Raw genomic sequence first — 22,715 nt, forward strand, 5'->3', positions numbered from 1 at the left:
GCCGACGCGCATGGCTCAACGACTCGCGCACTCGCACCAGGTGACGGTTCGCGCCACCGTGTCCTCGCCCGAGTACGGCATCCTGTCCGACCTTCCGGTATCCGGCGGCGACGTCGTGGCAGACGCGGGATCGCAGGTGCGGCGGACGGCCCGCGTCGAACTGGCTGACCCATCACTGTGGCCGGACCACCCTAGAGCCGTCCTCTCGCCCCTCGGATCGGAGATGCTCGTCGAGTACGGCGTGCACGTGGGGGGCGGGGACATCGAGTGGGTTCCGCTGATCACCGGCGTGCTGTCCTCCGGTCACCGTCGCAGGCCGCAGACGTCCGGACCTGTCCGCATCGAGCTGGTCGACCGGTCCGACCTCGTCGCACAGGACCGGTTCGAGTCTCCAACGCAGACCCTCTCCGGGGTCACGGCGGTCTCGGAAATCACGAGGCTGATCCGGCAGACACTGCCGCAGGCTGAGGTGATCGACCTATCCGGGTCGACGGTGACGGTGCCGCGAATCGAGATCGAGCGGGAGCGGTGGGCCGACGGCATCGAAGCGGTTGCCAAGTCCGCGTCCCTCGACGTGTGCGCCGACCAGCTTGGGCGCTTCACAATCCGCCGCGTGCCGCAGGTGTCGGACCCGGCGGCATGGACGATCACCGAAGGCGAAGGGGGGACTCTCGTCGAGGCGGAGGAAGAGCTGACCCGCGACCGCGTCTACAACCGCGTGATCGCGACCGGCGAACGCACGGACGGGTCGACGCCGGTGGTCGGCACGGCGACGGACACTGACCCGGCGTCGCCGACCCGGTACAACGGCCCGCTCGGCAGGAAGCCGCGCTTCTACAGCTCTCCTCTGCTCGCCTCGACCGCGCAGGCCCAAGCCGCAGCCGCCTCAATCCTCGAGACCGCACGAGGTGTCGCCGCGCAGGTCACGCTGCGCGCCATCACTAATCCCGGCCTGGAGCCGGGCGACGTTGTACGACTCGCCGGAGGAAGAACCCCGCAGGTGCACATCCTCGATCGCGTCGTCACGCCGCTGGGAGTCGGGCTTCAGCAGCTCGCCACCCGCTCGCTCGACCTGCCCATGGAGGGCTCATGACCGACCCTGCCGATGCCATTGAACAGCGGTTTGCCGACGCCACATCGGGTCTCGTGCGAACCGGGGTGGTCACCGGAACCTCGGGCACCCAGCTCGTCGTCACGGTCGCAGGGACAGCAATGACTCTGCCACGGCTTGTTACCTACACGCCCACCGTCGGGCACGTCGTCATCATCCTGGCCGCACCGGGGGCGTGGCTGGTCCTCGGCAGAGTTGCCTGAACCGGAAGGAACGTCATGACCGAACCTGTGGACCCACCGTTAGATCCCCCCGTGGACCCTCCCGACGAGACCGAGCCGATGCCGCCAGCCGACCTCGTGCAGGACCCGGCGTGGCGGCAGCGCGTTGGTGTCGCGATCATCCGCGCCGCTCGTCATGTCGCGGTCATCGCCAACCCGCACGCCGATTACATGCAGCGCGACCTGTCGAAACAAATCCTTCAGCATCCCGATTCGTGGATCACGCCGATGGGGTGGGCGCTGGCCGTCGGCGACGTCGGTGGGGCCGGTGCGGTGACCGCTGAGTCCACCGATGAGGAGCTGTATGACGCGGCGCTGGCGGTGTGGGACCCGATGTGTAGCGCGACGACGTCGCTGATCCCGCGAACCTGATCTGATCAACAGCAGTGCTCGGGGGAGGCTGCCCAACAGCACGGAGCACACACATGCCTGACTGGCTCTCCGATCTCACCATCGCTCAGGCCGCCGGGTGGCTGGCCGCCGTAAGCGTGGTCGTCACCGTCCTCGCGCGGGCAGTCCGCTGGGCGGGCCCGCGATTACGACGTCTCGGTCACCTGATCGACGACCTCAGCGGCGAACCCGCAAGACCGGGGCACCCCGCACGGCCTGGTCTGATGCAGCGGGTCGGCACCCTCGAGGACCGCCTGGGGGTAGTGGAGGAGCGGACGCGGGAGTTGAAGCACAACGGCGGCTCGAGCATCAAGGATGCCGTGCATCGCGTCGATGCCGCTCTCTCTGATCGGGAGGAGTGACCGTGCAGATCATTAGCCGCGCCTCGTGGGGCGCCCGCTTCCCGGACGGTTTTCGGGCTGCACCGATCCCTGCCCGCGAGGTGTGGCTGCATCACAGCGTCACCTCGGGGTCCGGCGCCGCAGCGGTGCGGACGCTGGAGGCCGTCGGCCAGTCCCGGTTCGCGGGCGGCATCAGCTACACCTTCGTCGTGGACTCGGCAGGCCGGATCTACGAGGGCCACTCCGTGGGCCGTCAGGGGGCGCACACCGGGGGCCGCAACGACATCTCAAGAGCGATCTGCCTGATCGGCAACTACGAGACCCAGCAGATGACCGACCAGCAGATCCGCGCCGTCGCCTGGCTGCTCCGCCACGGCGCGGCCCATGGCTGGTGGCGGGCCAACCAGCTGAACGGCGGGCACCGGGACGCGCCCGGCGCCTCCACCGCCTGTCCCGGACGCCACGCGCAGGCACGCATCGGCGAGATCAACCGGCTCGCCGCATCAGACGACGACCTGGAGGACGACGACATGACTCCCGACGAGCGCACCGCCCTGTTCGAGATCCGCGACACCCTGCGCCAGGGCCTGTCCAACTCGCACCCGCCCGGCGACATCTGGCTGGCACTCACCGAACTGCGGAAGACGAGCAGCGCGGTGCTCGCAGCGCTCACCCCTGGGAAGGCGAACCAGAAGCTCCCCGGAGAGATGTACCTGGAGGTTCATCGCCTGCGCACCGAGGTCGCCGCGCTCACTGCGACGGTGGCGGCGCTCGCTGCTTCTGGTCCGGTCGATGCGGACGAGCTGATCGAGCGGATCAAGGACGCAATCGAGTCGGTGGAGATCCGACTGACCACAGAAGGAGCAGCATGACGCACGCACCCCCGGCCGCGCCTGTAGAGGCGAAGGTGAAGTCGGCGACCATCGCGGCGACGCTGACCGGCCTCGTCCTCGGCCTGATCACCACGTACCTCGGCGGGCCCGCGCCCGAGGCCATCGTGACTGCCGTGACCGCCCTCGTTGGCGGCGGCGTGTCCGGCCTGGTCACGTTCGCGGCGGGCTGGACGGCGCGGCACACGCCACGGGTGCTGTCGGTCGAGGACGTCGAGCCGGTGGAGTAGCCTGGCCGCATCGTCCCCACCCCGGTGGGGGTGGCCCCACTTGACACTTCGCGTCGGGCCAGTACAGCGACTCTCCCCGCTGGCGCGGGGGTCGACATGCGAACGCCCCGCATCACCGTCTGGTGGTGCGGGGCGTTTCGGCATGTTCGCCCTCACTCGAGCGGGGGGCTGACCTCGCAGCTCTCGGGCATGGCGGCGCAGGCCGCGCAGACGTAACCGGTCCGCCCGGTGCCGTCGATGATCTCCTTGAGCGCGACCTTTCGCGAGTCGTCGTCGCAGTAGTCGTTCTGGCAGTGGCCACGCCGCGCCCGTGCCGCCGCGCGCTTCTCTGCCGCCGCTTCCCGCTTCGCCTCGGCGTCTACTTCGGCGGTGATCTCAGCCAGCAACTTCCGTGCTTGCGGGATGGCGTCGACCGCCCACCTGTCCACATCAGGAACGAGTGCGCGGATGCGTGCCCGGTGCCATTCGGTGTCGTGCGTGCCGTTGTCGACGTCGGCGCCGATCTCATTACGCACCCAGCGGACGCGGTATCCATGCTCAGTCATCGTCTCGGCCAGGCGCTGCCCGGCCAAGCCCAGCGCCATCCTCTTAACATCCACGTCGACGTCGCCGACCTCATCGATAGTTCGCGCCCAGGTGATGTGCTCTCCGTCGTCCCCGGTGAGGTCGTGCCACGTCACGTAGGTGACATCTCGGCGGGTGGTCACGCGCGCTCCTCCTCGTCGGTGTCGGTCAGCTCGTCGACCAGGCACCTCGCGCAGTGCTCGCAGCGCGTCCACCACGCTCGGGTGGAGGTCCCGACGAGCCACACCGTGTCGCCGGGGTACGGGTAGGGACCTGGGTCGGGATCGGGGATGCGTCCGATGAGCGCTTCTCCGGTCCCCTCGGCGTCGCGGATCGAGTCGGGCCGGGAGCGGAGTTCGTTGATCTCGTCGAGGACTAGCATCAATTCCTCCTGGCGGGGAGTAACGATCTGTATCTCTGCGTAGCATCTCAGGCGGGTCGGACAGTTCGGGATCAGGTGATGTCGCCCTCATGGCGATCACATCCCCGCAGGTCACACGCTGTCCCGGTGACCGAGCCCGCCTACCCGACCCGCTGCGACCGTGGCCACCCGCTCGTCCCCGGCTGGCTTCTTGTCGGCTGGCATCCCTGCGACTGCACCCCCGGACTCCTCGGGCATCGCACCGTGACCTGCGTCCGCTGCCTGGACGCCGGAGCGGGCCGGGACACCTGGCATCACCCGCCGTGCAGCGGCAGCGTCCTCGGACGGCGGTCGTACTGATCACCCCCGCACGGGCGGGGAGGATTCGTCAGAGGATGGTCTCCAGCGGCCCCGCGTAGACCCACAGCGCTCGAGGCGGTCGGTGTTCCTCCGGGTCCAGCGACACGCCCTCGTCCTGTCGAGCCGCGTCGATCACCATCCGGTAGGGAGCCGACGGTCGAACCCGCTCTCGCGTCTCGGGGTGCCGGTTGACGTCGTCGACTGCCTGCGCCGCAGCGAGCGCCAACGCCTCGTCGAGCGGAATCTCCCGCGTCGCCCCGTCCACGGGGCCGCCGACATAGGTGGTGGTGATCTGTTGGGCGAGCAGCTGCTCGCCCACGGTGTCGATATCCATGCCCCTGTGTATCGGCAACAGGGCCGACGCGATCAAGGCCGAAACGAAGAAGACCCCGAACCGGTCCGGTTCGGGGTCTTCTCTCTTGCGGGCTTCGCCCTGCAAAATGGAGTATTGAGATCCGCCCGGCCTGGGCCGGTACTCGCCACCCGGGCAAGCCCACGTGGCGCAATGTCCGATCGTCGCAGACACACGACGGTAGACGTTTCGATCCGCGCCCCGATCTCTCGGGACTCTCACACCAGGCCAGCCTGGTGGAGCCAGCGGCCGAAGCCGCGCACACAGCATATCAGGGCGCCGACTTCCGCTTTCCGCGACCTGGTCGGCCCTCGATCCAGGCGTCGATGGTCGAGGGCTTCCACGCTGCCCCGCCGTCGGTGGTGTCGGGGGCGGGCATTTCCCCTCGTGCCCGGTATCGGTGGATGGTGCGGGGCTGCACGCCGATCCGGGCCGCGACCTCGCGCGGCGACAGAATCGTGTTGTCGCCCGACGTGAACCGATGCAGGGTGGTCCCCCGCCCGGCCAGGAGTGCCGCCATGTAGGGCGCGAACTCCGGGACGAGTTCGGTGACGCGGTCGGGCGCGGGTCGACTCCAGACGTCCCAGCCGAACACTGTGAGACCGCGCTGCCCGCCATCGCCGATCGGCAGCACGGTGCCGTCCTTGAGGATGCGGCGTGCGGGGGTGTCGTCTCCGGTGACGACGGCGTGGACGCGGGCGTTTTTCGGGGCGGAGTCGCCCTTGCGGCCGGTGACGGTGACCCAGGTGATGGTGGCGTCGTCGAGGCGGGTCATGTGCCAGCTGGCGCCTGCGGTGTAGGTCATGATCAACCCTTCGGTTTGTCGCACTTTGTGTTGACGTACCGACCGTACATCAACTAGAGTTTGTCGCACAAGGTGTAGACAAACTTGGAGTTGAGATGCTGAAGAAAACCCTCCGCGACGGACGCACCGTCACGATCGTGCGAGACCACCGAGGAGTCCTCGCCGCGAAACTCGCCGACGGCAGCACTCTCGCCCGCGGCGTCCTCGAGCGGCACCCGCGCCCACCGGCCCCCGAGATCACCCACCGACTCGGGCGACTCGGGCTCACCACGTCGGAGGCGGCAGAGGCGGAGAGGCTGGCGGCGCAGCCTCGGCTCGCTCCGGAGATGCCCCTGGTGGACCAGAGGGAGGCGCTGGTCCGCCGCATCACCAGCGCGATCGATGCGGACAGCGACGACCGGGCACGCGCCCACGACGCGGGAAACCCTGCCGGGTATTACCGCGGACGGAAGGCGCAGAACGACCTCGCCATCGCTGCGGCGCACCGCGCCCTCGGCGACTTTGACCGTGCACACCCCGAGGTGGTCGAGCAGGAGCGGGCGCGGTCGGCTGCGGACGTCCAGCGCTGGGCCGGGTGCTGAAGCAGCGAACGCGGGACTCTCGCGCCGGGCGAACCGGCGGAGCCAAGACGCGATCCCCGGACGTGCCACGGCCCCGCCTGCGGGGGATCAGGCGGGGCCGTGGTGCCGGACGTGGGATCAGGCGTCCGGCAGCTCGGGGGCGTGGGCTGCCGCCCAGGTGCGGAGTTCGGCGCGGCGGTCCAGACCAAGCCGCTCGCGCGCGTGGCGGAGGTGGCTCTCGACCGTTCGCGTTGGCATCCCGAGGTCGTCCGCGATCGCCGCCGGGGCCATCCCCCGGGCCAGCCTCGCGAGGACGCGGGCCTCGGTGGGCGTCGGCCAGCGGCGGGGCATCACGGCGGTCACGCGGCGACCAGCGCTCTCGACGGGGCGTGGCCGAGGAGTGCGTCCATCAGGAGGTCGGTGTCCTTGAGGTCATCGAGGATCGCGTCCGGACCGGCTGCCTCCAGGTCCTCCCGCGGGTCCGCACCGCCGCAGACCACCACCACACGGGTGCCAGCGTGACGCCCGGCCCGGATGTCTTCCACGGTGTCGCCGAACACCACTGCGTCACGGGGATCGGTGCCAGAACGCTCGAGCGACAGCAGCGCTGTATCGCCGCGCACCCATGCTTCGTCGCCCCACGCGGACGCCTCCACATCGACGAAGCCTTCCGCTCCGATCGCGGCCAGCTTGTCTATCCCCGGCAGCAGCATGTTCGCGCTGACGATCGATACGTCAAAGTGAGAGCTGATGTATGCCTGGCGGAGGAACTCCATTGCTCCTTGTCGCGGCTGGATGAGGGGCATCCATGATCGGCGACGTTGGCTGGCCAAGGCGGCGATCGCCCGGACTGAGTCCTTCACCGTGTCGTCGTCGTGTTCGTCTTCGGCTGCGATGAGGTTCCGCCGCAGTCGGTCCCATGCGGTGATTCCGGTGGGCAGCTTCAGAGCGGGGTACTTCCTGTGCCGCTTCTTCGCGAACGCAGCTGCGTAGCAGTCGAAGACTGACCCTTGCGGGTCGACGAGGGTTCCGTCGAGGTCGGCGAGGATTCGGATTCGGCAGCTCACGGCTGGTTCTCCTTCGCGGCAGGGGTGGCGGTTCGTCGTCCGGGGCTGGGCTGGTGCGTGCAGCGCATCTCGTGTGCGTCGGAGGCGGGGAAGTCCTCGTCCTCCCGGCCGCACCAACAGCAGGTGCGCGTCAGCCGCTTGCTGCGGTCCTGCTCGGTTTCGTCGTCGCGCCTGTGCATCCACGGCTTCATGACTCGCCCCCGTGGCAGGCGGGGCACGGCTGGAGCCGCTCGCCGTCGTCGGCAGGCCGAAGCACGGCGCCGCAGCGCGCGACGTCAAGCGCCCGGTACTGCGGGTCATGGATGTGCGAGTAGCCGGGGCGCAGCAGGCCCGCCCAGACGGCGCCTTTGAGGGTGCCTTTGAGGGCAGTCACCGTGACACCGCCCAGTAGAGCTGTTGAGCGGACCATGCAACACCTAGCACGCATATGAAAATGCAGGCGGCAGGAAACATGAGGAACCCCCTCGTTCTCCCAGTTCAAACCCGTTGCGCAACAATATACCGATGCTGTGCAACGGCGGCAACGCGGGTAGCGAATGCGAGGGTCATGTGACTATGATGTGTTGCATGGCAGGCAACAGCGGCAACGCCGCAACCAGGGCGATCGGTGAAGAGGTCGCCTCGTATCGCAAAGAAAAGGGACTGAGCGCCCGCAGTCTCGCCACACTCGCCGGGTTCAACGTGTCCACGATCTCCCGCGTCGAGTCCGGGAAGATGACCCCGTCAGTGGCCGTCCTGTCGACGATCCTCGCGCGCCTCGACGTCGTCGGGCCGGAGCGGGAACGACTGCTGTCGATGGTCGACGCTGCCGCTGCACCGCAGTGGATTGAGACCGGTGCGGGTCTGCCGCATCAGTTGCACGCCCTGCTCCGGTTCGAGCGCTCCGCGACGTCGGCCACCGAGGTTCACCCTGTTCTGGTCCCCGGCCTGTTGCAGGCCGAGAAGTACACGCGCGCGATCCTGCGGGCGTCGAATGTCCCGGACGAGGTCGTCGAAGCGCGCGTCGCGGTTCGCATGGGTCGACAGCGGGTCCTGCCCGCGCTCGCCTTCGAGGCAATCATCGACGAGACGGTGCTGCTGCGGCCCCTTGGCGGCAGCGGGGTGATGGCGGAGCAGTGCGAGCTGCTTCTGGACCGGTCCAAGCAGGGGACGACAGTTCGTGTCCTACCGATCGACCGGCTGCACCCCGCGCTGAACGGGGCGTTCTCGGTGTTCCGGTTCCCCGCCGACCGGCCGATCATCCACCTCGAGCACCTGTCGTCGGGGGTGTTCATCGACGACCCCGAGAGGACGCCGCCGTTCCTCAACGCGGTGGATAGTCTCCGTGAGACCGCGATGAGCCCGGCCGACTCGCAGGAGCTCATCGCGGCCTACAGAGACCGCCATCGACGAAACGAGGCAGAGTAATGACGGTACTGCATGGCTGGAAGAAATCATCTCGGAGCGGCGCAGAGTCGTCCTGTGTCGAGGTCGGCCAGGCCCCCGGCATCGTCGGTATCCGGGACACGAAGAACCGGGACGGCGGAACCCTCGTCGTCGACCGGTCGACGTTCGGCGCGCTGCTCGCGTCGATCCGGGCCGACCGGCTCCGCTGAGCCAGTGGCGGTCACCCCGTTGGCGGGTGGCCGCCACCCAAGCGGCAGGCGCGAGCATGTCCCGGCCGACGACACGATCGGGACATGGCGAAGAAAGACGACGGCGGGCTGTTCCCCGAGCCGTGCCGACACACCAGCACCCGACAGACCGAGCACGAGATCATCTGCACCGCCTGCGGCGAGGTCGTGGGCACCGCACCGCACTTAGGAGCGAAACCATGACCGTCTCATCGTGGGGCGACGTGACGCCCGGCGTCCCCGCCCATCATCACTGCCTCGCAACGCTGGAGTACGCCTCCGACCCGGCCCGGTGGGCCGACGCCTCCACCGAGAAGCCCACCCTGGTGGCGTGGTCTCCGAGCGAGGTGATCACCTGGGTTCGCGAGCAGATCGCCGAGCACGTGGACGAGGCTGTCCGCTCCGAAGGTGGAGAGGGGACGTCGATGGCCGAACTGCTTGACCTGTACTCGGCCGACCCGGCCCCGCTGGGTTCGTGGGAAGCGCTGCCGAATCTCTGGGAGCGGCTGGGGAACTCGACGTCGCGAGGGGGCTGGGCGATGGAGACCTGGAAGCTCAGCTCGGGTCGCCGCCTGGTCCTCCAGGTCCTCAGCTACGCCGATCGTGGCCAGCCGCCGGGCGAAACCAGGGGCCGCCTGTACGAGGTGTGCCGATCGCACAACCGCCCTGCCGAGGTTCCGTACCGGGCTCCGGCGGAGCTGGCCGCAGTCTGAGCCCGCAACGCAACGCGCCCCCCACGCCGTGCTGGCGTGGGGGCGTCGTCGTTCAGCGGCGTCGTCCGCCGCGCTGGTGTCGTCGGCGGTCCGGACGCGGCAGGCGGGTTGGACGTGGTCGGCGGGGCATGGGCGGCTCCTCGGGTAGTGGTTTCCTACCCCGGAGGTCTGCGCGCCCGGTCCGGTCTGCTCAGCGCCAGCTGCGTTTCGTCGGCGGCGTCGCGTCCTCCTGCGCCTCCGCGAGTCGCTCCGTGGCGGCGGGCGGACGGTCGATGGCCGCGCCGATTCCGAGCATGGCTAGCACTGTCGACCGTGCCTCCCAGTCTGGATGTGCCGTGGACATGGCGTTCGTTGCGGCCGTTTCGTGCTCGTCGAAGTTCATTCGTTCCTCTCGTGGTCTCCCGCGTCTACCGGTCTCCCGCCTACCGCATCCGGCGGTGGGCGGTGGTGGGGTGCGACCTGCGGTTTCTCCGCACCCTTGCCGGTGTCGCGGGTCTTCCCGGTATAGGCGGGAGAGGTGATATGTGCAGGTCAGAGCGGTAGGACTCGGTAGAGCGGTATACCGGGTCCTACCGGTGGTCTACCGCTGTTCTCCCGCCTTCCGGAGGGAGGACACGAGGTAGCCGCGCACTGTTCCCCTGCCGGGAATGTGGGCCTGCTCGCTCTCGATCCCCCACCGCTTCTTGAGTTCGCGGGTGAGCGCGGCGCCCTCCCGGGCGATGGCCGGGGTGTCTCCGTGGCGGGCTTTCCCGATCGCGGTGATGAGGTCCTTCGCCGCAACCATCTGGGCACCGGATGCGGTGGTGAGCACGAGGTCCGGACGCGCGCCGATCGCGTCCAGGATCGCCTGTAGCGGCTGCGGCAGGCGGCGGGCAGGGGCAGCGGGGGGAGCGGGCTCCGGGGCGGCGGGAGGCGGCTCGGGGGCAGCCTGCGGGGTGGGGGTCGCTGGCACGGCGGGTTCGCCCGGCTCGGCGTCGAGCACGGGCAGGGTTTCCAGCGCGGCGAGTGTGTCGCCGATGCGCTCGTCGGTCAGCTCGCGAGCCAGTCGACGGCGAGCTGTACTCCTTTGCAAGCGGGCGGTCGCTTCGCGCATCTTCTGCACGCCGGGACTGACCGCAGGCTCGGCGGTCGGAATGGGCGCAGGCGAGGCTGGTTCCTTCCCGGAGTAGACGTAGGCCAAGAACTCCTCCGGGGACGACTTCCACCTGTCCGCGAAGGCGTTGTCCGCGACGGTCAGTACGTCGCTGGCCCAGGACGGCCAGGTGCCACCGAGTCCAGCGACCGCCCGCGCTGACGCGGGAATGGACCGGAGCTTCTCCATCTTTGCGAGCATCGGGGACCGTTTTCCGACCTTCACGTAGGCGGTGCCGGGGTGGGTCAGGTTGACGTTGGTCATGCCGTAGGTCACGTCAGGTATGACGCGGCCGAGGTCAGCCGGGTCGGCGGACCGAAACGCCATGTGCCATGTGAGATTGGCCTTGATGCTGCCTCCCTGCATCCCGAAGTGGTCGGTGGTTCCACGCTGAGAGGCGAGAACGAGGTAGACGAACGCCCCCGTCGCGCCGCTGGTGAGCGCCTCTATCAGGGCTGATGCGTCGCGGGTGACCCCGTCGTGGCAGGTGATCTTCACGCGGGACTCGATGAGGCGGTGGACCTCGTCGAGGAACACTACGTAAGCGGGCCACTCGCGCGTCGGCTTTGTGGGTCGCTGTGAGGCCGGGGTGGAGAAGAAGTGGTCGGCGTACTGCCACATCGCGGCGAGCAGTCGCATCGCAGATATGGCAGTAGGTGACAGCCACCCGAACGGCGTCCGCAGGCTCTGTCCGGACTCCAGGTCTGCCAGCCATGGGGACACGAGGTCGGCCAACTTCCACGAGCCTCCCACGAGCGGGACCGCGTCCGAGCAGCGAGCCACGTGCTCGATCGCGGACTGCATGGTCGTGGACTTGCCGCTCTGGGAGGCTCCGATCATCTGCCCGTGTCCTCGCAGGCTGATCTCAACCCTGGAGCCGTCCAGGTGTTCACCTGGGCACCAGGGGTCCTGGATAGAGACCGGCTCGGACGAGGCGGGGCGCAGCCGTTCCTGGGCGAGGACGTCCCTCGTGAGCAGGCGGACCTGGGCTGTCCCCGCAGTGAGCCCGCGCTCGATCACGACCGATCCGTAGGCCACCTGAAGGTCGGGCCACTGACGGCCAGCGGCGGTGGCGATCCGGTCCGGGGTCTTCGCTCCGAACAGGACGTCGAGGTCTCCCTCGACTGCGGCGACGGATGCCGTGTAGCCCGCAGCGAACCGCTCGACGCCGACGACCCGGACCGAGACGCCCTTGAGGTCCAGGACGGGTTGCCATGCGGATGGGTCGGACGGGTCACCTGTCCCGACCGTCCCCGTCCGCACGCCACCCGTTCGTCCTGTCCCGCCCGTCTCGCCCGTCCCGTCTGGCGAAGGCGCGACGGGCTCGGGCAGGGACACGAGTAGCGGGTGCAGGACGCCCCACGCCACCACCGCGAGCAGCAGCAGGGACACGACAATCCCGCCGGAGATCACTGTCCCGGCGGCGAGCGCCCACGTCAGCCACGCCGAGGCGAGCACGCCGATTCCCCACGTCATCCAGCGGGCGGCTCGCCGCTGTCCCCATGTAGCGGCCAGCCGACGATCCAGTGCCCACTGGATGCGCCAGTGGGCGGCGGCGACGGCGAGCAGCCCGCCGACGGCCGCCGCCCACGGAGGTGTGGACGTGGCGGAGACCAGCACCGCGGCAAGGCCCCACAGGGATATCGCTCCCATGAGCGCCCAGGCAGCCGCCCTGGGTACGGTCATCTCCTCCACGTCCACTCCCATGTCAGCCCCTCACGTTCCAGTGCTGCTCGTTCGCACGCGGGGACTCGTGGCGGTTGAGGTCCACCTCGTGTTCGCGGACGAACGCCATCGCGGCGTCCTCCGCGCCCTGCTCCGTCGCACTCACGGCGGCACCGAGTTCACGGAGAGTGTCCGCCACGGAGGGGGCGTAGGGGTAGTTCGCCGCGATGTTCTCGGCTAGTGCGGCGAACCCTGCGCCGAGGTCGCGGATCTCGCCGGGCAACGCCATGAGGGCGTTCTTCATCTGGGTGGGCTCGTCGGGGTTGAACGCGGCCAGGGACTGGGCTGCGTCGGAGATGCCGAACATGCTTCCTCCTGCGATCACGGGTCGGGTCGGGCTGGACGGACGTTCCGTCCGGGTCGGGTCGGGTCGGGTTTCGGGGGTCGGGTCGAGGTGGACGGTCGGGCGGAGCCGGTCGACGCGCGTCCGTCCGCTGGCCGGACGTCGGGGGACGACCACCGGGGGACGGCGGAGACCGGACGCCCCGACAGGACGGTCGAGACGGGGGACGGGGGTCGGTTCGGACGGCTGGGACGGGACGAACGGACGCCCCGCCGCCTTCAGTCCGACCGCCCCGTCTCGGACGGCCTCAGCGGCGGACGCTGCGGCACGGCGGGCGGCGAGGCGCGGATCGGGCAGGCCCTCGAACGGGTCGCGCAGCGCCTGTCCCATGGGGGCGAGGTAGCGGTCCCAGATCCGTCGGTACTCCCGCTTTGACTTGCCCTGCTTCTCCGCAGGCTTGCCGTTGCGCCACGAGTCGTCGATCGGCAGGTCGTCGTCGCCGTCGACCAGTTCCTCTTCCTCGGCGGCCAGGCGGGCCTCCTCGGCGGCCACACGCGCGTCGTACTTCGCCTCCCGCTTCATGTGACGCTTCTCTTTGCCGTCCTCGATCCGGGCACGTGCCCACTCCCGCATCAAGGACGGCTCGCTGCGCGTCTTGGGCTTCTTGCCGCCGCCTCCGTGGGTGGTGTGCGTCGAGGTGTCCTTGACCTTCGGCGGCGTCCGCTTCGACGCAGGCGTCCGTCCCGCCGTGGACAGAGCGGACCGTCCCGACCCGGCTCGGGCAGCGGACGGCGTCCGGGCCGGACGGACACCACCGGGCCGGGGCGAGGGACGGGCACCAGCCGACCGGGGGGACGCGGGCCGTCCGGCCAGCCGGGTCGGACCGGTCGGACGTCCCGTCCCCGTCCGGCGTCCAGCGCTGGGGAGCCCGCCGGAGCGGGTGGCGGTGGTGTGCCCGGCGGTGCGACGGGCACGGGGAGAGGTGGGGCCTGCTGGCGTCCGCCCACCCGCCCGTCCTCCTGCGGGTCGGGACGGTCCCGTCCCGGACGTCCGTCCGGCGAGACGTCCAGTCCGTCCGGTCGGGGTCGTCCCTCCGCGCTGTCCCGCGTTCGGTGTCCGGCCGCGTCCGGCGAGGCGACCGGCGAGACCGGGGCGGGCCGCCCCGGCTCCGGTCCGTCCGCCTGTCCGACCCGTGTTCGTCCCGGCCCGTCCGGTCCCGGCCGTCCGTCCCCCGCCTGCCGTCCGTCCTGTCCTTCCGGCCACCGTGGGTCGGGTGCCTGCGGGACGGGCGGCTGCGGGACGGGCCGACCTGATCCGGTCAGCCAGACGGCGGACGGTCTGGGAGGCGGGACGGGGCGTGCTGGACGGACGGGAGGACGGGGAGCCGGGACGGGACGGGGCGGACGCCCCCTTCGGGGAGGGCTTCCCTCCTGTCCCCGAGCTGGCGGACGTGCCTGCGGGCTTCGAGGCCGTCTTCCCGCCGTCCTTCGTCGCCGCCTTGGTGGCCTCCGCAGCCGCCTTCGCCCGCTTGGCCTTGTGCGCCCGGATCACCAGCCACGCGGCGAGAGCCCCCACGGGCGGCAGGAGCCCGGCCCACCCCCACGCGGAGATGAGCACAGCGGACGCCCCGAGTCCGCCTGCCCCGGCGGCGACGGTGCCGACGGCGCGCACGGGGACACCCCCGGCCGCAGTAGCAGCCGGGGGGACCTCGGTCGTCTCGGGTGGTGGAGTCGCTGGTTGTTTCTGCTGGTCAGGCACGGGGACTCCTAGAAGATCGAGTTCCAGACGCTGACCGCGGTGGCGGCGATGCCGTTCACCGAGGCCGACGCGGCCTGGAGGAGGTTCGGGCCGATGGTGGTCGATGAGAGAACGACCCCGGCGACCGTCGCGAGGACAATCGCGATGATCATTCGGCCGCGACGGCCGATCAACCACGCGAGGAAGCAGAAGACTGCGAACAGGGCATATCCGGCAATCACAGGGCACTCCCAAGGGCACTGAGGACGGCAGGGACGCCGCGGTTGGCGATGAGTACGACGGAGAGCGCGACGGCGACGGCGAGGAACGCAGGCTGGATCAGCCCCTCCTCGGTGTCGGAGCCGCAGGGCGTGGTCCACGGCAGGCGGACGTACCGCCAGCCGCCGATCGGCCCGAGCAGCGGGACGCCCATCGGAGTTCCGGCGTCGAGCAGCAGGTGTGAGGCCCACCCGGCGGCCACGGCGTAGGGCAGCAGGGGCACGACGTCGGCGACTGCGGCGGACGGGTCGATCAGCACGCCGAGGACGAGCAGTCCAAGCGGGACGGTCCAGCCGTCCCGTCCGACCGCCCGGCGGAGCATCAGTCCCGACCCGGCCAGCAGGACGGCCGTCCCGATCAGGGCGCCCGTCCCCACTTCGGGGACGAGCAGGTCCGTGGCGATCGCAGCCAGCCAGACGGCTCCGAGGGTGTGGGTGATCCCCCGGTGTCCTCCGTCCTGCGCGGGACGGTCGGGACGGACGAGGACCCGTCCGCCCGTCCCCCGGTAGACCGTCCGTCCTGCCGTCCCGACCGTCCGGGACGCGATCCGTCCGACCGCCCCGAACGCCGTCGAAGCGGTGGACTCCGGGTGGTCGATGTCCGGGGCCAGCGCCGCCCCGGCGGCCACGGTGCCGAGGACCGCCGTGGCGGCCAGCCCGACCCCGGACACGACCGCGACGCCCAGCCCGGCGAGCCACCCTGCGTAGAGGTGTGTGCGGCCCCTCATCGCGTCCACCCCCGCAGCGGCGGATCGGCGGTGATGGGCAGGTCGCTCGTGGTCCGGTGCCACGGTCCGGGGTGTCCCGGTCCGCGACGCCAGATGCGGTCCACCGCCCACTCGTAGATGGAGGTGGCGGCGGCCTCGTCGGGCCAGTCCTCCTCGGACATCGCCGCGACGGGGTGTCCGGGGTGGACGATGCCCGTCCACCACGTCCCGTCCGTCCGCTGGTGGAGGGTGACCCTCCGGACGGCGGACGGGTCGGCGGTCGGCCACAGCTCGGTCTGGCGGATCATCCCGTCACCGCCTGGTAGATCACGATGGCGAGGATGACTAGCGGGGCGAACATGCCGAGCAGGTAGATCAGGTCCATGCCGTCGCGCTTCATGCTGCCCTCCGGGCGTTCAGTTCGTCGCGGACCTTGCGGGCACGCTCCGCCTTCACGCCGCTTCCGCGCATCTCCCGCAGGGTGTCCTGCACCCAGTCCTCAGTGATCCGCTGTCCGTCCGGGACAACACCGTTGGCGTGCTGCTCCAGCTGCTCGATCAGCTCGTCGAGGGACTGCCGGGCCGCTGCGATACGTACAGGGGACGGAGTCGGACGGGGCGGGACAGCCGAGGTCGGCTCGGTCGGACGGTCGGGACGGGCTGACCGGTCCACGGCCTCGTCCCGGTCGGACAGCGACAGCCCGAGGACTGCGGCGAAGTCGGACACGCCTAGCCGAGGGGACGGGTCGGGTCGAACCTCTGGGCGAACTGCGACCGGGACGGTTTCGGCGGGACGGGGCTCCGGGTTCTCCCGGTCGACGCGGGGCTTCCCGGGCGAACGGGTTTCCTTATCCTGCTTCCGGTCCGACCCTCGTGGCGTGTCCAGGTCTTCCTGGTAGTCGGCCTCGGCGTCGAGGCGGGCAGCGACGGACGCCATCTCCCAGGCTCGCTCCGAACCCCATGACGGGTCCAGGGTCCGCAGGCGCGCAGCCCGGTAGTAGATGACGGGGTGCATGATCCGCTGCATGGCCTTCTCGCGAAGGTCGGCGAGGTCGAATCCCGCCCGCTGCTCCCGAGCGAGAGTGACGTAGGAGTGCCACGTGATCGGGGCAAGCAGGGATACGCCGCCGAGGACGAGTCCGGTCATGAGGTCGTTGGACAGGTCGGCACCGTGCACCGTGTTGATGACGGCTGCGATCCCGGAGAACAGCCACATGCGGGCGATGTGCTTCCCGCTAGGAAGACCTCGGCGAGAACACCATGCGGCGAACACGCCGAACACCCAGCCGACCCCGACGACTACAGCGGCGATCGGGTAGGCAAGGTCGATCATGAGGTCGACAACGGGGATGCGGAATTCGAGTGGGAGGCTCAGGTAGTAGGAAATCTGCGCGGCGAGGTCGACGGCGGACGACCCCCCGGACAGGAGGATCGCTACGGTCAGCGCGCCTTGGTCGGATGCCCACTGGCGCAGCGATCGGCGCTTCGACTCGCGCCTGCGACGGCGGAAGAGGCCCATCACCGGCCCCCGCCGGTCAGCCGGTCGAGCCATCCTCGGCGGGGAGCGGAGGCCCGCTCCTGCTCCGCCTCGTGGGCTTCCTGCGCGAGGGATTGGAGCCCCCGCAGGAGATCGGCCTGCTCGGCACCCTGGGCGAGCGTGGCGTGAACTTGCGCGGCGGCGAGGTTGGCTGTGGCGTCTCGCGCCCACGAGAGAGACAGCCTGCCGTCGTCGACCTGCGCGGCGGCCAGGTGCTGCGCCGCGGCGGCGCGGTGCTCGTCGGGGGTCATCGCCGCACCCCGATCCGGGCGAGGAACCGGCGGGGGAGCTTCGTGTCCTCGGCGGCCCGATCCGCGATGAGCCGCTGGTCGCGCGCCCGCTGCGCCGCCTGCCAGGCGGCGTTCCGCGCTGCCATGTCCGTGGCCATCCGCAGCTGGGCATCGAGGACGAGCGCGTCGGCGAGCAGCTCGACGCTCCGGTGGTCGCCGCGCTCAGCTGCCGCGAGCACCGCGTCGAGGCGGTCGGCGTCCACATGGGTCTCGGCCTGACCGGCCAGGGTCCGTCCGGCGCTGAGGAGTGCGCGGGCGGTGATCCGGTCGGACATCGCCCGACGGGTGTCGTCGGTCCCGGACTGGTGGTGCTCGATCTGGCGTGCGGCGGCGGAGGTCGCGGCGTCCAGCAGACGCCGAACGGGGGTCGGGGCGCTCATCGGGCACCCGCCTCGACGGTCGCAGCAGCCTGCGCGAGGGTGGCGTACACCTGGGCGGCGGCGAGCCAACCGGCGCTGGGCGCGGTTCCCATGCCGACCTCGCCCGCGTTGGTGAGGCACTCGGCGGCGGCCACGGTCAGCTCGGCGCGGAGCGCAGGGTGGCGCTGCGTGCCATCTGGGTTGTGGAAGCCGATCAGCGGAAGCCTTGACATACTGGCAGGCACGGCCTGCTCCTCTCGTGGATCGAGATGGTAGGAGTGGGTCGAGGCCCTCGGCCAGCGTTTGCCGCGCTGCCGGGGGCCGTCTTAGACGTCAAGACGGAATGGGCTCGCAATTCGGTCACCGAGTTCGCGACGATGGGCCTGTTGCCGCAGATGGCGGAGTCCTTCGGCGTCTCGATCCCGGCGACCGGCAATGCCATCACCTTCTACGCACTCGGTGTCGTGGTGGGTGCGCCGCTGATCGTGAGTCTGGCCGCCCGACTGCCGCGTAAGGGCCTGTTGATGGGGCTGATGGTCGCGCTCGCCGTGGGCAACGTGCTGTCCGCCGTGGCACCGAGCGCCTCGCTGCTCGTGGCCGCCCGGTTCGTCGCCGGGCTGCCGCACGGGGCGTTCTTCGGGGTCGCCGCCGTGGTGGCGGCCGCGCTCGTCCCGCCTGGTCGGCGGGGTCGCGCGGTCGCCAGGATCATGATCGGACTGACCATCGCCAATCTTGCGGGGGTCCCGGTCGCGACGGCGGTGGGGCAGCAGGTCGGCTGGCGCAGCGCCTACTGGGCGGTGGCGGTGATCGCGGTGGTCACCGCGCTGGCGGTGCACCGGTACGTGCCGAGGATCGCGGCGACGCATGGGGCGAGCATCGTCGGCGAGCTGCGGGCCTTCGGCAGGCTTCAGGTGTGGTTCGCGCTGGTCACCGGGATGATCGGCTTCGGTGGCATGTTCGCCGTGTACTCCTACATCTCGCCGACCACCACCGAGGTCACCGGCCTTCCCGAGGCTGCGGTGCCGTGGATGCTGGCGGTGTTCGGTCTAGGGCAGACCGTGGGGGCCCTCATCGGCGGGCGGTTCGTGGACCGGTCGGTGCTGGGATCGGTGATCGGCTCGCTGATCGCGTCGTCGTCGGTGCTGGCGCTGTTCGGGCTGACGGCAACCCTGCCGGTGCTCGCCGTCGTCTCGGTGTTCCTGATCGGGTTCACGTCGCAGGTGCTGGCCGGTGCGCTTCAGGTGCATCTGATGGACGCCTCGCCGGACGCGCCGTCGCTGGCCTCGGCGTCGAACCACTCGGCGCTCAACATCGCCAACGCCGCCGGGGCGTGGCTCGGCGGCCTGGCCATCACGGCCGGGTGGGGCTACGCGTCCACGGCGTGGGTCGGGGTCGCGTTGAGCCTGACCGGCCTGGCCGTGGCTCTGCTGTCCGTCGTGGTCGCCCGCGCGAGTCGCAGTCGGGTGCTCGCCCCGGCCGGTGCTCCTCGGACGCGGGGCTGAGTCCTCGGTCCTCGGCACGCCTGCCGTTGCCGGTAGTCGGCGCGAAGTGCGCACGGTCCCGACTTGCTGCGCGGGTGTTCTCCACCCGATGCGGGGTCGGCCCGCACGGCTCGGCGCGGGCCCGGCGTCAGTCGATGTCGATCAGATCGTCGTCGGCGGGCGGCCACTCGCCGCCCCAGCGGACGTCACGGGCGGCCCGATAACGGGTGCCCTGTCGCCTGGAGACCGTGACATCGGCGATCTTTCCGTCGTCCGAGCAGAGTCGGAGCGCCACCTGCCCCTTCGGCTTCTGCGGATGACGCAGGACTCGGCCTGCGGCGCGTCGCCAGTCGTGCGGTGAGGCGACCACGTAGGAGAACTTCTCGTCTTCGAAGCTCAGGGCGCCGTCCTTGAGATAGCGGTGGGTGGCGCTGCGCGGGAGCCGTGTCGAGAAGTGGCACCAGTCCCGGCCTCGGGGGATGGGGCAGACGTCTTCGTGGGGGCAGGGCGCCACCAGCCGTAGGCCGAGGTCACGCAGCAGGTCCCGCGCGGCGACGATCCGTTCGTAGCCTGCGGGCGTGCCGGGTTCGATGATCACCAGCATGCCGGTGCTGCGGGACAGCCAGCGCACGGTCTCGGCTCTGCGACGTTCCGGCAGTTCACCCAGCACGTAGGACAGGGTGACGAGGTCGGCGGCCGGCGAGTCGGCGGTGGTGTCGATGGCGGCGCGCGTCCACGAGGACTGACGGACCGGCGCGGCCGAGGCGGCCTCGACGAGGCGTCGGCCGAGGGCGACCGCCGGGGCGGACTGCTCCAGGACGGTGATGTCGGTGAGCGAGGACCAGGCGTCGGCCGCAGCCCACACGTCGGCTCCCGTGCCGCCGCCGACGTCGATCTGAGTACGCGGCCTGAATCCGGGGGCGACCGTGATGACCTGGTCGAACACCGAGCGAACTGCCGCATAGGTGGCGGGCATCCGGTAGCAGGCGTACGCGGCGACGTCCACATCGGAGTTCAGGATCGGCTGTGCGGGCGGGGCGCCCTCCCGGTAATGCTGGATGAGTCGGTCTACCGACCGCGCCAGGGTCTGGCGGGGGAAGCGTGTCAGCGCACCGTCGAGCGCGGACATCAGATCGTGGGGGAGTGCCGACATGGGAGACCATTCTGCCGAGCGAGCCGGGGCCTCCTCGGCGCCGGCCCCGCGTTGTGGTCGAGCGGGAGAGCAGGCGCACCCTCGGATCACCCCTGGCGTGGGCGACCGGCGGTGGCAGGCCGACGCGGCCCGGCGTTTCGCGGCCTTCTTGTGCTGCTCGGCCTGCGGGGCGGATCGGACCGTAGCGCCTCGAGTGTGTGTCGCAGGTCCACGACCGTCCGTGTGACGGGCGTCGGTGCATGCAGGGCGGGTCCGTATGGCGTAGGTCTCACATCGGACGGCGGCCGGGTGTGCGGTCGTGCATCTGTCGCGGTGACCGACCGTTGACCTCGCCGTAATCGGAACGTGGTTGCCTGATCACCTGGTGCTGTCTTTCCTGGTGGAAGGGACGGATGATGACGACCATCTACGAAGAGATCGGCGGTCACGAGGCACTGATCACCGTCGTCGACGACTTCTACGTGCGTGTGCTGGCCGATCCCCAGCTCGCCCCCTTCTTCACCGGTGTGCGGCTGGCCCGGCTCAAGGGCCGTCAGGTGGAGTTCTTCGCCGCCGCGCTCGGCGGCCCGGGGCCCTACACGGGGGCGTCGATGAAGTCCGTGCATCGCGGTCGTGGGATCGAGCAGGCGCATTTCGACCGCGTCGCGGGACATCTCGCCGACTCACTGGCCGACGCAGGCGTGCCCGCGGCGACCATCGGGCGGATCATCGCCGCGATAGCGCCGTTGTCGAGCGACATCGTGAGCTCGGCGGCCTGACGGCGAACGAATCTGCGGTGCCGCGGCGGGCCCGGTGGCGCCTGCGGCCCCGGCGGTCGGCCGTCTCGGACCGCCGAGGTCTGCCGACACCATGTCGGGCCTTCGGCGTCCCGTGCCTGAGCCGCAGACACTCGAGTCGTCGGCCTCAGCCGCAGGCCGCGCGTGCCGGGTCGGCGCGACCTTGACGTCCGCGTCTCGGCCGTCGTCTGCGCCGGTCACGGTGCCCGGCGGGGCGCGCACGGCGGGCTTACGCTCGGCGGATGGTGCTGCATTCGGGCCGCCGCCAGGGGCCGACCCCCCAGGGAGCAGGCAATCCGTTCTACGGCCTGGCCGACCCCGCGCCGGGCTCGGAGATCACGCTGCCCCATCAGCGGCTGGGGGCGGGGCCCGTCCCACCCGACGCCGCGCTTCAGCTCGTGCGCGACGAGTTGGAACTCGACGGCAGTGCCCGACTCAATCTCGCGACCTTCGTGACCACCTGGATGGAGCCGCAGGCCCGCGAGCTGATGAACGACTGCGTGGCCAAGAACATGATCGACAAGGACGAGTATCCGCAGACCGCCGAGCTGGAGCGTCGCTGCGTGAACATCCTCGCCGACCTGTGGCACGCGCCCGAACCCGCCGATGTCATCGGCTGCTCGACCACCGGCTCCTCCGAGGCCTGCATGCTCGCGGGCATGGCGTTCAAGCGTCGGTGGCGCGGACCGGGCAGGCCCAACCTCGTGATGGGCGCGAACGTGCAGATTTGTTGGGAGAAGTTCTGCCAGTACTGGGAGGTGGAGCCCCGGCTCGTGCCGATGGCGGGGGACCGGTTCCACCTCAGCGCCGACGAGGCCGTCGCGCGGTGCGACGAGAACACCATCGGCGTCGTCGCGATCCTGGGCTCCACCTTCGACGGCAGTTACGAGCCCGTCGCCGAGATCACCGCCGCGCTCGACGGACTTCAGCGGCGCACCGGTCTCGACATCCCGGTGCACGTGGACGGCGCCTCCGGCGCCATGATCGCCCCGTTCCTCGATCCCGGACTGACCTGGGACTTCCGCCTGCCGAGAGTGGCGTCGATCAACACCTCCGGCCACAAGTACGGGCTGGTCTATCCCGGTGTGGGCTGGGTGTTGTGGCGGCATCGGGACCGGCTGCCTGCCGAACTGGTGTTCAAGGTCAACTATCTCGGCGGAGAGATGCCGACCTTCGCGCTCAATTTCTCCCGGCCCGGCGCCGAGGTGGTGGCGCAGTACTACACCTTCGCCCGGCTGGGCAGGGAGGGCTTCCGCGCGGTGCAACAGGCCGCCAGGGACGTGGCCACTCGACTGGCGGACCAGATCGCGGAGCTCGGGCCTTTCCGGCTGCTCACCAGGGGCGACGAACTGCCGGTGTTCGCCTTCACCACGAATGAGCGCGCCGCAGGCTTCACCGTCTTCGATGTCTCGCGTCGGCTGCGAGAACGCGGCTGGCAGGTCCCCGCCTACACCTTCCCGGCCGATCGGGAGGACCTGGCGGTCCTGCGGATCGTCTGCCGCAACGGCTTCACCCAGGACCTCGGCGACCTGTTCGTCGAGGAACTGCGTCGAGTACTCGCCGATCTCGACTCCTCGCCCGGTTGCGGGCATGCCACGGAGACCGCCTTCCACCACTGAGCCTGCGGCCGGTCGGCGGCGATGGCGGACGGCTGAGAGGCGGCGGGGACTCGGACGACCG

Annotated in this window: 33 protein-coding genes; 15 read left to right on the forward strand and 18 right to left on the reverse strand. The window is 70.4% G+C overall.

The genetic code is table 11. From position 1 onward, the window contains the following. Positions 1–10 precede the first annotated feature (10 nt). The 6 genes from UA75_RS14780 (at position 11) to UA75_RS14805 (ending at position 3,183) form a co-directional block, all read left to right on the forward strand. Positions 11–1,093, forward strand: a complete 1,083-nt coding sequence (locus tag UA75_RS14780; RefSeq protein WP_157434189.1) for a DUF5047 domain-containing protein — start codon at positions 11–13, stop codon at positions 1,091–1,093. Continuing rightward, the gene (locus UA75_RS14785) at positions 1,090–1,314 is read left to right on the forward strand and encodes a hypothetical protein (protein WP_075740745.1); all 225 of its coding nucleotides are present in this window, start codon (positions 1,090–1,092) and stop codon (positions 1,312–1,314) included. The genes UA75_RS14780 and UA75_RS14785 overlap by 4 nt, the downstream gene beginning before the upstream one ends. Before the next feature lie 78 nt (positions 1,315–1,392). Next, the gene (locus UA75_RS14790) at positions 1,393–1,704 is read left to right on the forward strand and encodes a hypothetical protein (RefSeq protein ID WP_157434190.1); all 312 of its coding nucleotides are present in this window, start codon (positions 1,393–1,395) and stop codon (positions 1,702–1,704) included. 53 nt (positions 1,705–1,757) lie between these two features. Then, entirely contained in the window at positions 1,758–2,084 is a 327-nt protein-coding gene (locus UA75_RS14795) for a hypothetical protein (protein ID WP_075740747.1), read from the forward strand. 2 nt (positions 2,085–2,086) lie between these two features. Then, complete coding sequence (locus UA75_RS14800) at positions 2,087–2,935, forward strand: peptidoglycan recognition family protein (RefSeq protein ID WP_083691017.1); 849 nt, start codon at positions 2,087–2,089, stop codon at positions 2,933–2,935. After that, positions 2,932–3,183: a holin gene (locus UA75_RS14805; protein WP_157434191.1), complete on the forward strand. Its 252-nt coding sequence runs from the start codon at positions 2,932–2,934 to the stop codon at positions 3,181–3,183. Before UA75_RS14800 ends, UA75_RS14805 begins: the two co-directional genes overlap by 4 nt. Before the next feature lie 152 nt (positions 3,184–3,335). Here the strand turns inward: UA75_RS14805 and UA75_RS14810 are convergent, their stop codons facing one another. Further along, positions 3,336–3,890 (reverse strand): hypothetical protein, encoded by a 555-nt coding sequence (locus UA75_RS14810; RefSeq protein WP_075740750.1) that lies wholly within the window; start codon positions 3,888–3,890, stop codon positions 3,336–3,338. After that, positions 3,887–4,129 carry a hypothetical protein gene (locus tag UA75_RS14815; protein WP_075740751.1) on the reverse strand — a complete coding sequence of 81 codons (243 nt, stop codon included), beginning with the start codon at positions 4,127–4,129 and terminating at the stop codon, positions 3,887–3,889. The genes UA75_RS14810 and UA75_RS14815 overlap by 4 nt, the downstream gene beginning before the upstream one ends. Positions 4,130–4,255: 126 nt before the next feature. Between UA75_RS14815 and UA75_RS32870 the strand changes: the two genes are divergently transcribed. After that, positions 4,256–4,468, forward strand: a complete 213-nt coding sequence (locus tag UA75_RS32870; protein ID WP_157434192.1) for a hypothetical protein — start codon at positions 4,256–4,258, stop codon at positions 4,466–4,468. Between the two features lie 28 nt (positions 4,469–4,496). Here UA75_RS32870 and UA75_RS14820 read toward each other — a convergent pair whose 3' ends face one another. Continuing rightward, complete coding sequence (locus UA75_RS14820) at positions 4,497–4,802, reverse strand: hypothetical protein (RefSeq protein WP_075740752.1); 306 nt, start codon at positions 4,800–4,802, stop codon at positions 4,497–4,499. Positions 4,803–5,091: 289 nt separating this feature from the next. Further along, on the reverse strand, positions 5,092–5,625 hold the full coding sequence (locus UA75_RS31795) for a helix-turn-helix transcriptional regulator (protein ID WP_083690699.1): 534 nt from the start codon (positions 5,623–5,625) through the stop codon (positions 5,092–5,094). A gap of 95 nt (positions 5,626–5,720) precedes the next feature. Here UA75_RS31795 and UA75_RS14830 point away from each other — a divergent pair, with 95 nt between their 5' ends. Next, positions 5,721–6,206, forward strand: a complete 486-nt coding sequence (locus UA75_RS14830; protein WP_075740753.1) for a hypothetical protein — start codon at positions 5,721–5,723, stop codon at positions 6,204–6,206. 117 nt (positions 6,207–6,323) lie between these two features. Here UA75_RS14830 and UA75_RS14835 read toward each other — a convergent pair whose 3' ends face one another. From UA75_RS14835 to UA75_RS33875, 4 genes are read right to left on the reverse strand one after another with little or no spacing between them, the layout of a single operon-like run. Beyond that, positions 6,324–6,548: a response regulator transcription factor gene (locus UA75_RS14835; protein WP_075740754.1), complete on the reverse strand. Its 225-nt coding sequence runs from the start codon at positions 6,546–6,548 to the stop codon at positions 6,324–6,326. Then, positions 6,545–7,252: an HAD family hydrolase gene (locus tag UA75_RS14840; protein ID WP_075740755.1), complete on the reverse strand. Its 708-nt coding sequence runs from the start codon at positions 7,250–7,252 to the stop codon at positions 6,545–6,547. The genes UA75_RS14835 and UA75_RS14840 overlap by 4 nt, the downstream gene beginning before the upstream one ends. Continuing rightward, complete coding sequence (locus UA75_RS33870) at positions 7,249–7,431, reverse strand: hypothetical protein (RefSeq protein ID WP_075740756.1); 183 nt, start codon at positions 7,429–7,431, stop codon at positions 7,249–7,251. The genes UA75_RS14840 and UA75_RS33870 overlap by 4 nt, the downstream gene beginning before the upstream one ends. Before the next feature lie 8 nt (positions 7,432–7,439). Continuing rightward, positions 7,440–7,625 (reverse strand): hypothetical protein, encoded by a 186-nt coding sequence (locus UA75_RS33875; RefSeq protein WP_075740757.1) that lies wholly within the window; start codon positions 7,623–7,625, stop codon positions 7,440–7,442. Positions 7,626–7,819: 194 nt separating this feature from the next. On the opposite strand from UA75_RS33875, the gene UA75_RS14855 reads away from it, so the two are divergent. From UA75_RS14855 to UA75_RS14865, 4 genes are all read left to right on the forward strand, one after another. Then, entirely contained in the window at positions 7,820–8,659 is an 840-nt protein-coding gene (locus UA75_RS14855; RefSeq protein ID WP_075740758.1) for a helix-turn-helix domain-containing protein, read from the forward strand. Then, entirely contained in the window at positions 8,659–8,847 is a 189-nt protein-coding gene (locus tag UA75_RS14860) for a DUF397 domain-containing protein (RefSeq protein WP_075740759.1), read from the forward strand. The genes UA75_RS14855 and UA75_RS14860 overlap by 1 nt, the downstream gene beginning before the upstream one ends. 84 nt (positions 8,848–8,931) lie before the next feature. Continuing rightward, the gene (locus UA75_RS32875; RefSeq protein ID WP_157434193.1) at positions 8,932–9,069 is read left to right on the forward strand and encodes a hypothetical protein; all 138 of its coding nucleotides are present in this window, start codon (positions 8,932–8,934) and stop codon (positions 9,067–9,069) included. Continuing rightward, a complete protein-coding gene (locus tag UA75_RS14865; RefSeq protein WP_075740760.1) occupies positions 9,066–9,578 on the forward strand; it encodes a hypothetical protein in 513 nt (170 codons plus the stop codon). Before UA75_RS32875 ends, UA75_RS14865 begins: the two co-directional genes overlap by 4 nt. A gap of 580 nt (positions 9,579–10,158) precedes the next feature. On the opposite strand, the gene UA75_RS14870 is transcribed toward UA75_RS14865, so the two are convergent. The 9 genes from UA75_RS14870 to UA75_RS14910 form a co-directional block, all read right to left on the reverse strand. Further along, positions 10,159–12,417 (reverse strand): hypothetical protein, encoded by a 2,259-nt coding sequence (locus UA75_RS14870; protein WP_075740761.1) that lies wholly within the window; start codon positions 12,415–12,417, stop codon positions 10,159–10,161. A 1-nt stretch (position 12,418) separates the two neighbouring features. Next, a complete protein-coding gene (locus UA75_RS14875) occupies positions 12,419–13,300 on the reverse strand; it encodes a hypothetical protein (protein ID WP_157434194.1) in 882 nt (293 codons plus the stop codon). 1,184 nt (positions 13,301–14,484) lie between these two features. Further along, a complete protein-coding gene (locus UA75_RS14880) occupies positions 14,485–14,697 on the reverse strand; it encodes a hypothetical protein (RefSeq protein WP_075740763.1) in 213 nt (70 codons plus the stop codon). Further along, the gene (locus tag UA75_RS14885) at positions 14,694–15,461 is read right to left on the reverse strand and encodes a metal-dependent hydrolase (protein WP_157434195.1); all 768 of its coding nucleotides are present in this window, start codon (positions 15,459–15,461) and stop codon (positions 14,694–14,696) included. Before UA75_RS14885 ends, UA75_RS14880 begins: the two co-directional genes overlap by 4 nt. After that, positions 15,458–15,748, reverse strand: coding sequence for a hypothetical protein (locus tag UA75_RS14890; protein WP_075740765.1), 291 nt, complete (start codon positions 15,746–15,748; stop codon positions 15,458–15,460). Before UA75_RS14890 ends, UA75_RS14885 begins: the two co-directional genes overlap by 4 nt. A gap of 88 nt (positions 15,749–15,836) precedes the next feature. Next, complete coding sequence (locus UA75_RS14895; RefSeq protein WP_198044264.1) at positions 15,837–16,991, reverse strand: hypothetical protein; 1,155 nt, start codon at positions 16,989–16,991, stop codon at positions 15,837–15,839. Next, positions 16,958–17,227 (reverse strand): hypothetical protein, encoded by a 270-nt coding sequence (locus UA75_RS14900; RefSeq protein ID WP_075740767.1) that lies wholly within the window; start codon positions 17,225–17,227, stop codon positions 16,958–16,960. Before UA75_RS14900 ends, UA75_RS14895 begins: the two co-directional genes overlap by 34 nt. Beyond that, the gene (locus UA75_RS14905; protein WP_075740768.1) at positions 17,224–17,646 is read right to left on the reverse strand and encodes a hypothetical protein; all 423 of its coding nucleotides are present in this window, start codon (positions 17,644–17,646) and stop codon (positions 17,224–17,226) included. The genes UA75_RS14900 and UA75_RS14905 overlap by 4 nt, the downstream gene beginning before the upstream one ends. Further along, complete coding sequence (locus UA75_RS14910) at positions 17,643–17,870, reverse strand: hypothetical protein (RefSeq protein WP_157434196.1); 228 nt, start codon at positions 17,868–17,870, stop codon at positions 17,643–17,645. Before UA75_RS14910 ends, UA75_RS14905 begins: the two co-directional genes overlap by 4 nt. Positions 17,871–17,894: 24 nt before the next feature. Between UA75_RS14910 and UA75_RS14915 the strand changes: the two genes are divergently transcribed. Beyond that, positions 17,895–19,127, forward strand: a complete 1,233-nt coding sequence (locus UA75_RS14915; protein ID WP_083690703.1) for an MFS transporter — start codon at positions 17,895–17,897, stop codon at positions 19,125–19,127. 127 nt (positions 19,128–19,254) lie between these two features. Here the strand turns inward: UA75_RS14915 and UA75_RS14920 are convergent, their stop codons facing one another. Then, complete coding sequence (locus UA75_RS14920; protein ID WP_075740770.1) at positions 19,255–20,259, reverse strand: small ribosomal subunit Rsm22 family protein; 1,005 nt, start codon at positions 20,257–20,259, stop codon at positions 19,255–19,257. Positions 20,260–20,651: 392 nt separating this feature from the next. On the opposite strand from UA75_RS14920, the gene UA75_RS14925 reads away from it, so the two are divergent. Both UA75_RS14925 and UA75_RS14930 read left to right on the forward strand, forming a co-directional pair. After that, positions 20,652–21,017 (forward strand): group I truncated hemoglobin, encoded by a 366-nt coding sequence (locus tag UA75_RS14925; protein ID WP_318533303.1) that lies wholly within the window; start codon positions 20,652–20,654, stop codon positions 21,015–21,017. A 260-nt stretch (positions 21,018–21,277) separates the two neighbouring features. Continuing rightward, positions 21,278–22,654 carry a glutamate decarboxylase gene (locus UA75_RS14930; RefSeq protein WP_075740771.1) on the forward strand — a complete coding sequence of 459 codons (1,377 nt, stop codon included), beginning with the start codon at positions 21,278–21,280 and terminating at the stop codon, positions 22,652–22,654. The last annotated feature ends 61 nt before the right edge of the window (positions 22,655–22,715 follow it).

This window comes from Actinoalloteichus sp. GBA129-24, from assembly GCF_001941645.1.
GTDB classification, from domain to species: Bacteria; Actinomycetota; Actinomycetes; order Mycobacteriales; family Pseudonocardiaceae; genus Actinoalloteichus_A; species Actinoalloteichus_A fjordicus.

What these genes read in the sequence shown, in the direction of transcription:
- UA75_RS14815 (WP_075740751.1), bottom strand. Translation starts at nt 4,129, where the DNA reads ATGCTAGTCCTCGACGAGATCAACGAACTCCGCTCCCGGCCCGACTCG.
- UA75_RS14890 (WP_075740765.1), bottom strand. Translation starts at nt 15,748, where the DNA reads ATGATCCGCCAGACCGAGCTGTGGCCGACCGCCGACCCGTCCGCCGTC.
- UA75_RS14785 (WP_075740745.1), top strand. Translation starts at nt 1,090, where the DNA reads ATGACCGACCCTGCCGATGCCATTGAACAGCGGTTTGCCGACGCCACA.
- UA75_RS14820 (WP_075740752.1), bottom strand. Translation starts at nt 4,802, where the DNA reads ATGGATATCGACACCGTGGGCGAGCAGCTGCTCGCCCAACAGATCACC.
- UA75_RS14875 (WP_157434194.1), bottom strand. Translation starts at nt 13,300, where the DNA reads ATGAAGCGGGAGGCGAAGTACGACGCGCGTGTGGCCGCCGAGGAGGCC.
- UA75_RS14895 (WP_198044264.1), bottom strand. Translation starts at nt 16,991, where the DNA reads ATGGCTCGACCGGCTGACCGGCGGGGGCCGGTGATGGGCCTCTTCCGC.
- UA75_RS14930 (WP_075740771.1), top strand. Translation starts at nt 21,278, where the DNA reads ATGGTGCTGCATTCGGGCCGCCGCCAGGGGCCGACCCCCCAGGGAGCA.
- UA75_RS14805 (WP_157434191.1), top strand. Translation starts at nt 2,932, where the DNA reads ATGACGCACGCACCCCCGGCCGCGCCTGTAGAGGCGAAGGTGAAGTCG.
- UA75_RS14900 (WP_075740767.1), bottom strand. Translation starts at nt 17,227, where the DNA reads ATGACCCCCGACGAGCACCGCGCCGCCGCGGCGCAGCACCTGGCCGCC.
- UA75_RS14920 (WP_075740770.1), bottom strand. Translation starts at nt 20,259, where the DNA reads ATGTCGGCACTCCCCCACGATCTGATGTCCGCGCTCGACGGTGCGCTG.
- UA75_RS14790 (WP_157434190.1), top strand. Translation starts at nt 1,393, where the DNA reads ATGCCGCCAGCCGACCTCGTGCAGGACCCGGCGTGGCGGCAGCGCGTT.
- UA75_RS14795 (WP_075740747.1), top strand. Translation starts at nt 1,758, where the DNA reads ATGCCTGACTGGCTCTCCGATCTCACCATCGCTCAGGCCGCCGGGTGG.
- UA75_RS32875 (WP_157434193.1), top strand. Translation starts at nt 8,932, where the DNA reads ATGGCGAAGAAAGACGACGGCGGGCTGTTCCCCGAGCCGTGCCGACAC.
- UA75_RS33870 (WP_075740756.1), bottom strand. Translation starts at nt 7,431, where the DNA reads ATGCACAGGCGCGACGACGAAACCGAGCAGGACCGCAGCAAGCGGCTG.
- UA75_RS14865 (WP_075740760.1), top strand. Translation starts at nt 9,066, where the DNA reads ATGACCGTCTCATCGTGGGGCGACGTGACGCCCGGCGTCCCCGCCCAT.
- UA75_RS14870 (WP_075740761.1), bottom strand. Translation starts at nt 12,417, where the DNA reads ATGGGAGTGGACGTGGAGGAGATGACCGTACCCAGGGCGGCTGCCTGG.
- UA75_RS14780 (WP_157434189.1), top strand. Translation starts at nt 11, where the DNA reads ATGGCTCAACGACTCGCGCACTCGCACCAGGTGACGGTTCGCGCCACC.
- UA75_RS31795 (WP_083690699.1), bottom strand. Translation starts at nt 5,625, where the DNA reads ATGACCTACACCGCAGGCGCCAGCTGGCACATGACCCGCCTCGACGAC.
- UA75_RS14885 (WP_157434195.1), bottom strand. Translation starts at nt 15,461, where the DNA reads ATGAGGGGCCGCACACACCTCTACGCAGGGTGGCTCGCCGGGCTGGGC.
- UA75_RS14860 (WP_075740759.1), top strand. Translation starts at nt 8,659, where the DNA reads ATGACGGTACTGCATGGCTGGAAGAAATCATCTCGGAGCGGCGCAGAG.
- UA75_RS14855 (WP_075740758.1), top strand. Translation starts at nt 7,820, where the DNA reads ATGGCAGGCAACAGCGGCAACGCCGCAACCAGGGCGATCGGTGAAGAG.
- UA75_RS14915 (WP_083690703.1), top strand. Translation starts at nt 17,895, where the DNA reads ATGGTAGGAGTGGGTCGAGGCCCTCGGCCAGCGTTTGCCGCGCTGCCG.
- UA75_RS14925 (WP_318533303.1), top strand. Translation starts at nt 20,652, where the DNA reads ATGATGACGACCATCTACGAAGAGATCGGCGGTCACGAGGCACTGATC.
- UA75_RS14830 (WP_075740753.1), top strand. Translation starts at nt 5,721, where the DNA reads ATGCTGAAGAAAACCCTCCGCGACGGACGCACCGTCACGATCGTGCGA.
- UA75_RS14905 (WP_075740768.1), bottom strand. Translation starts at nt 17,646, where the DNA reads ATGAGCGCCCCGACCCCCGTTCGGCGTCTGCTGGACGCCGCGACCTCC.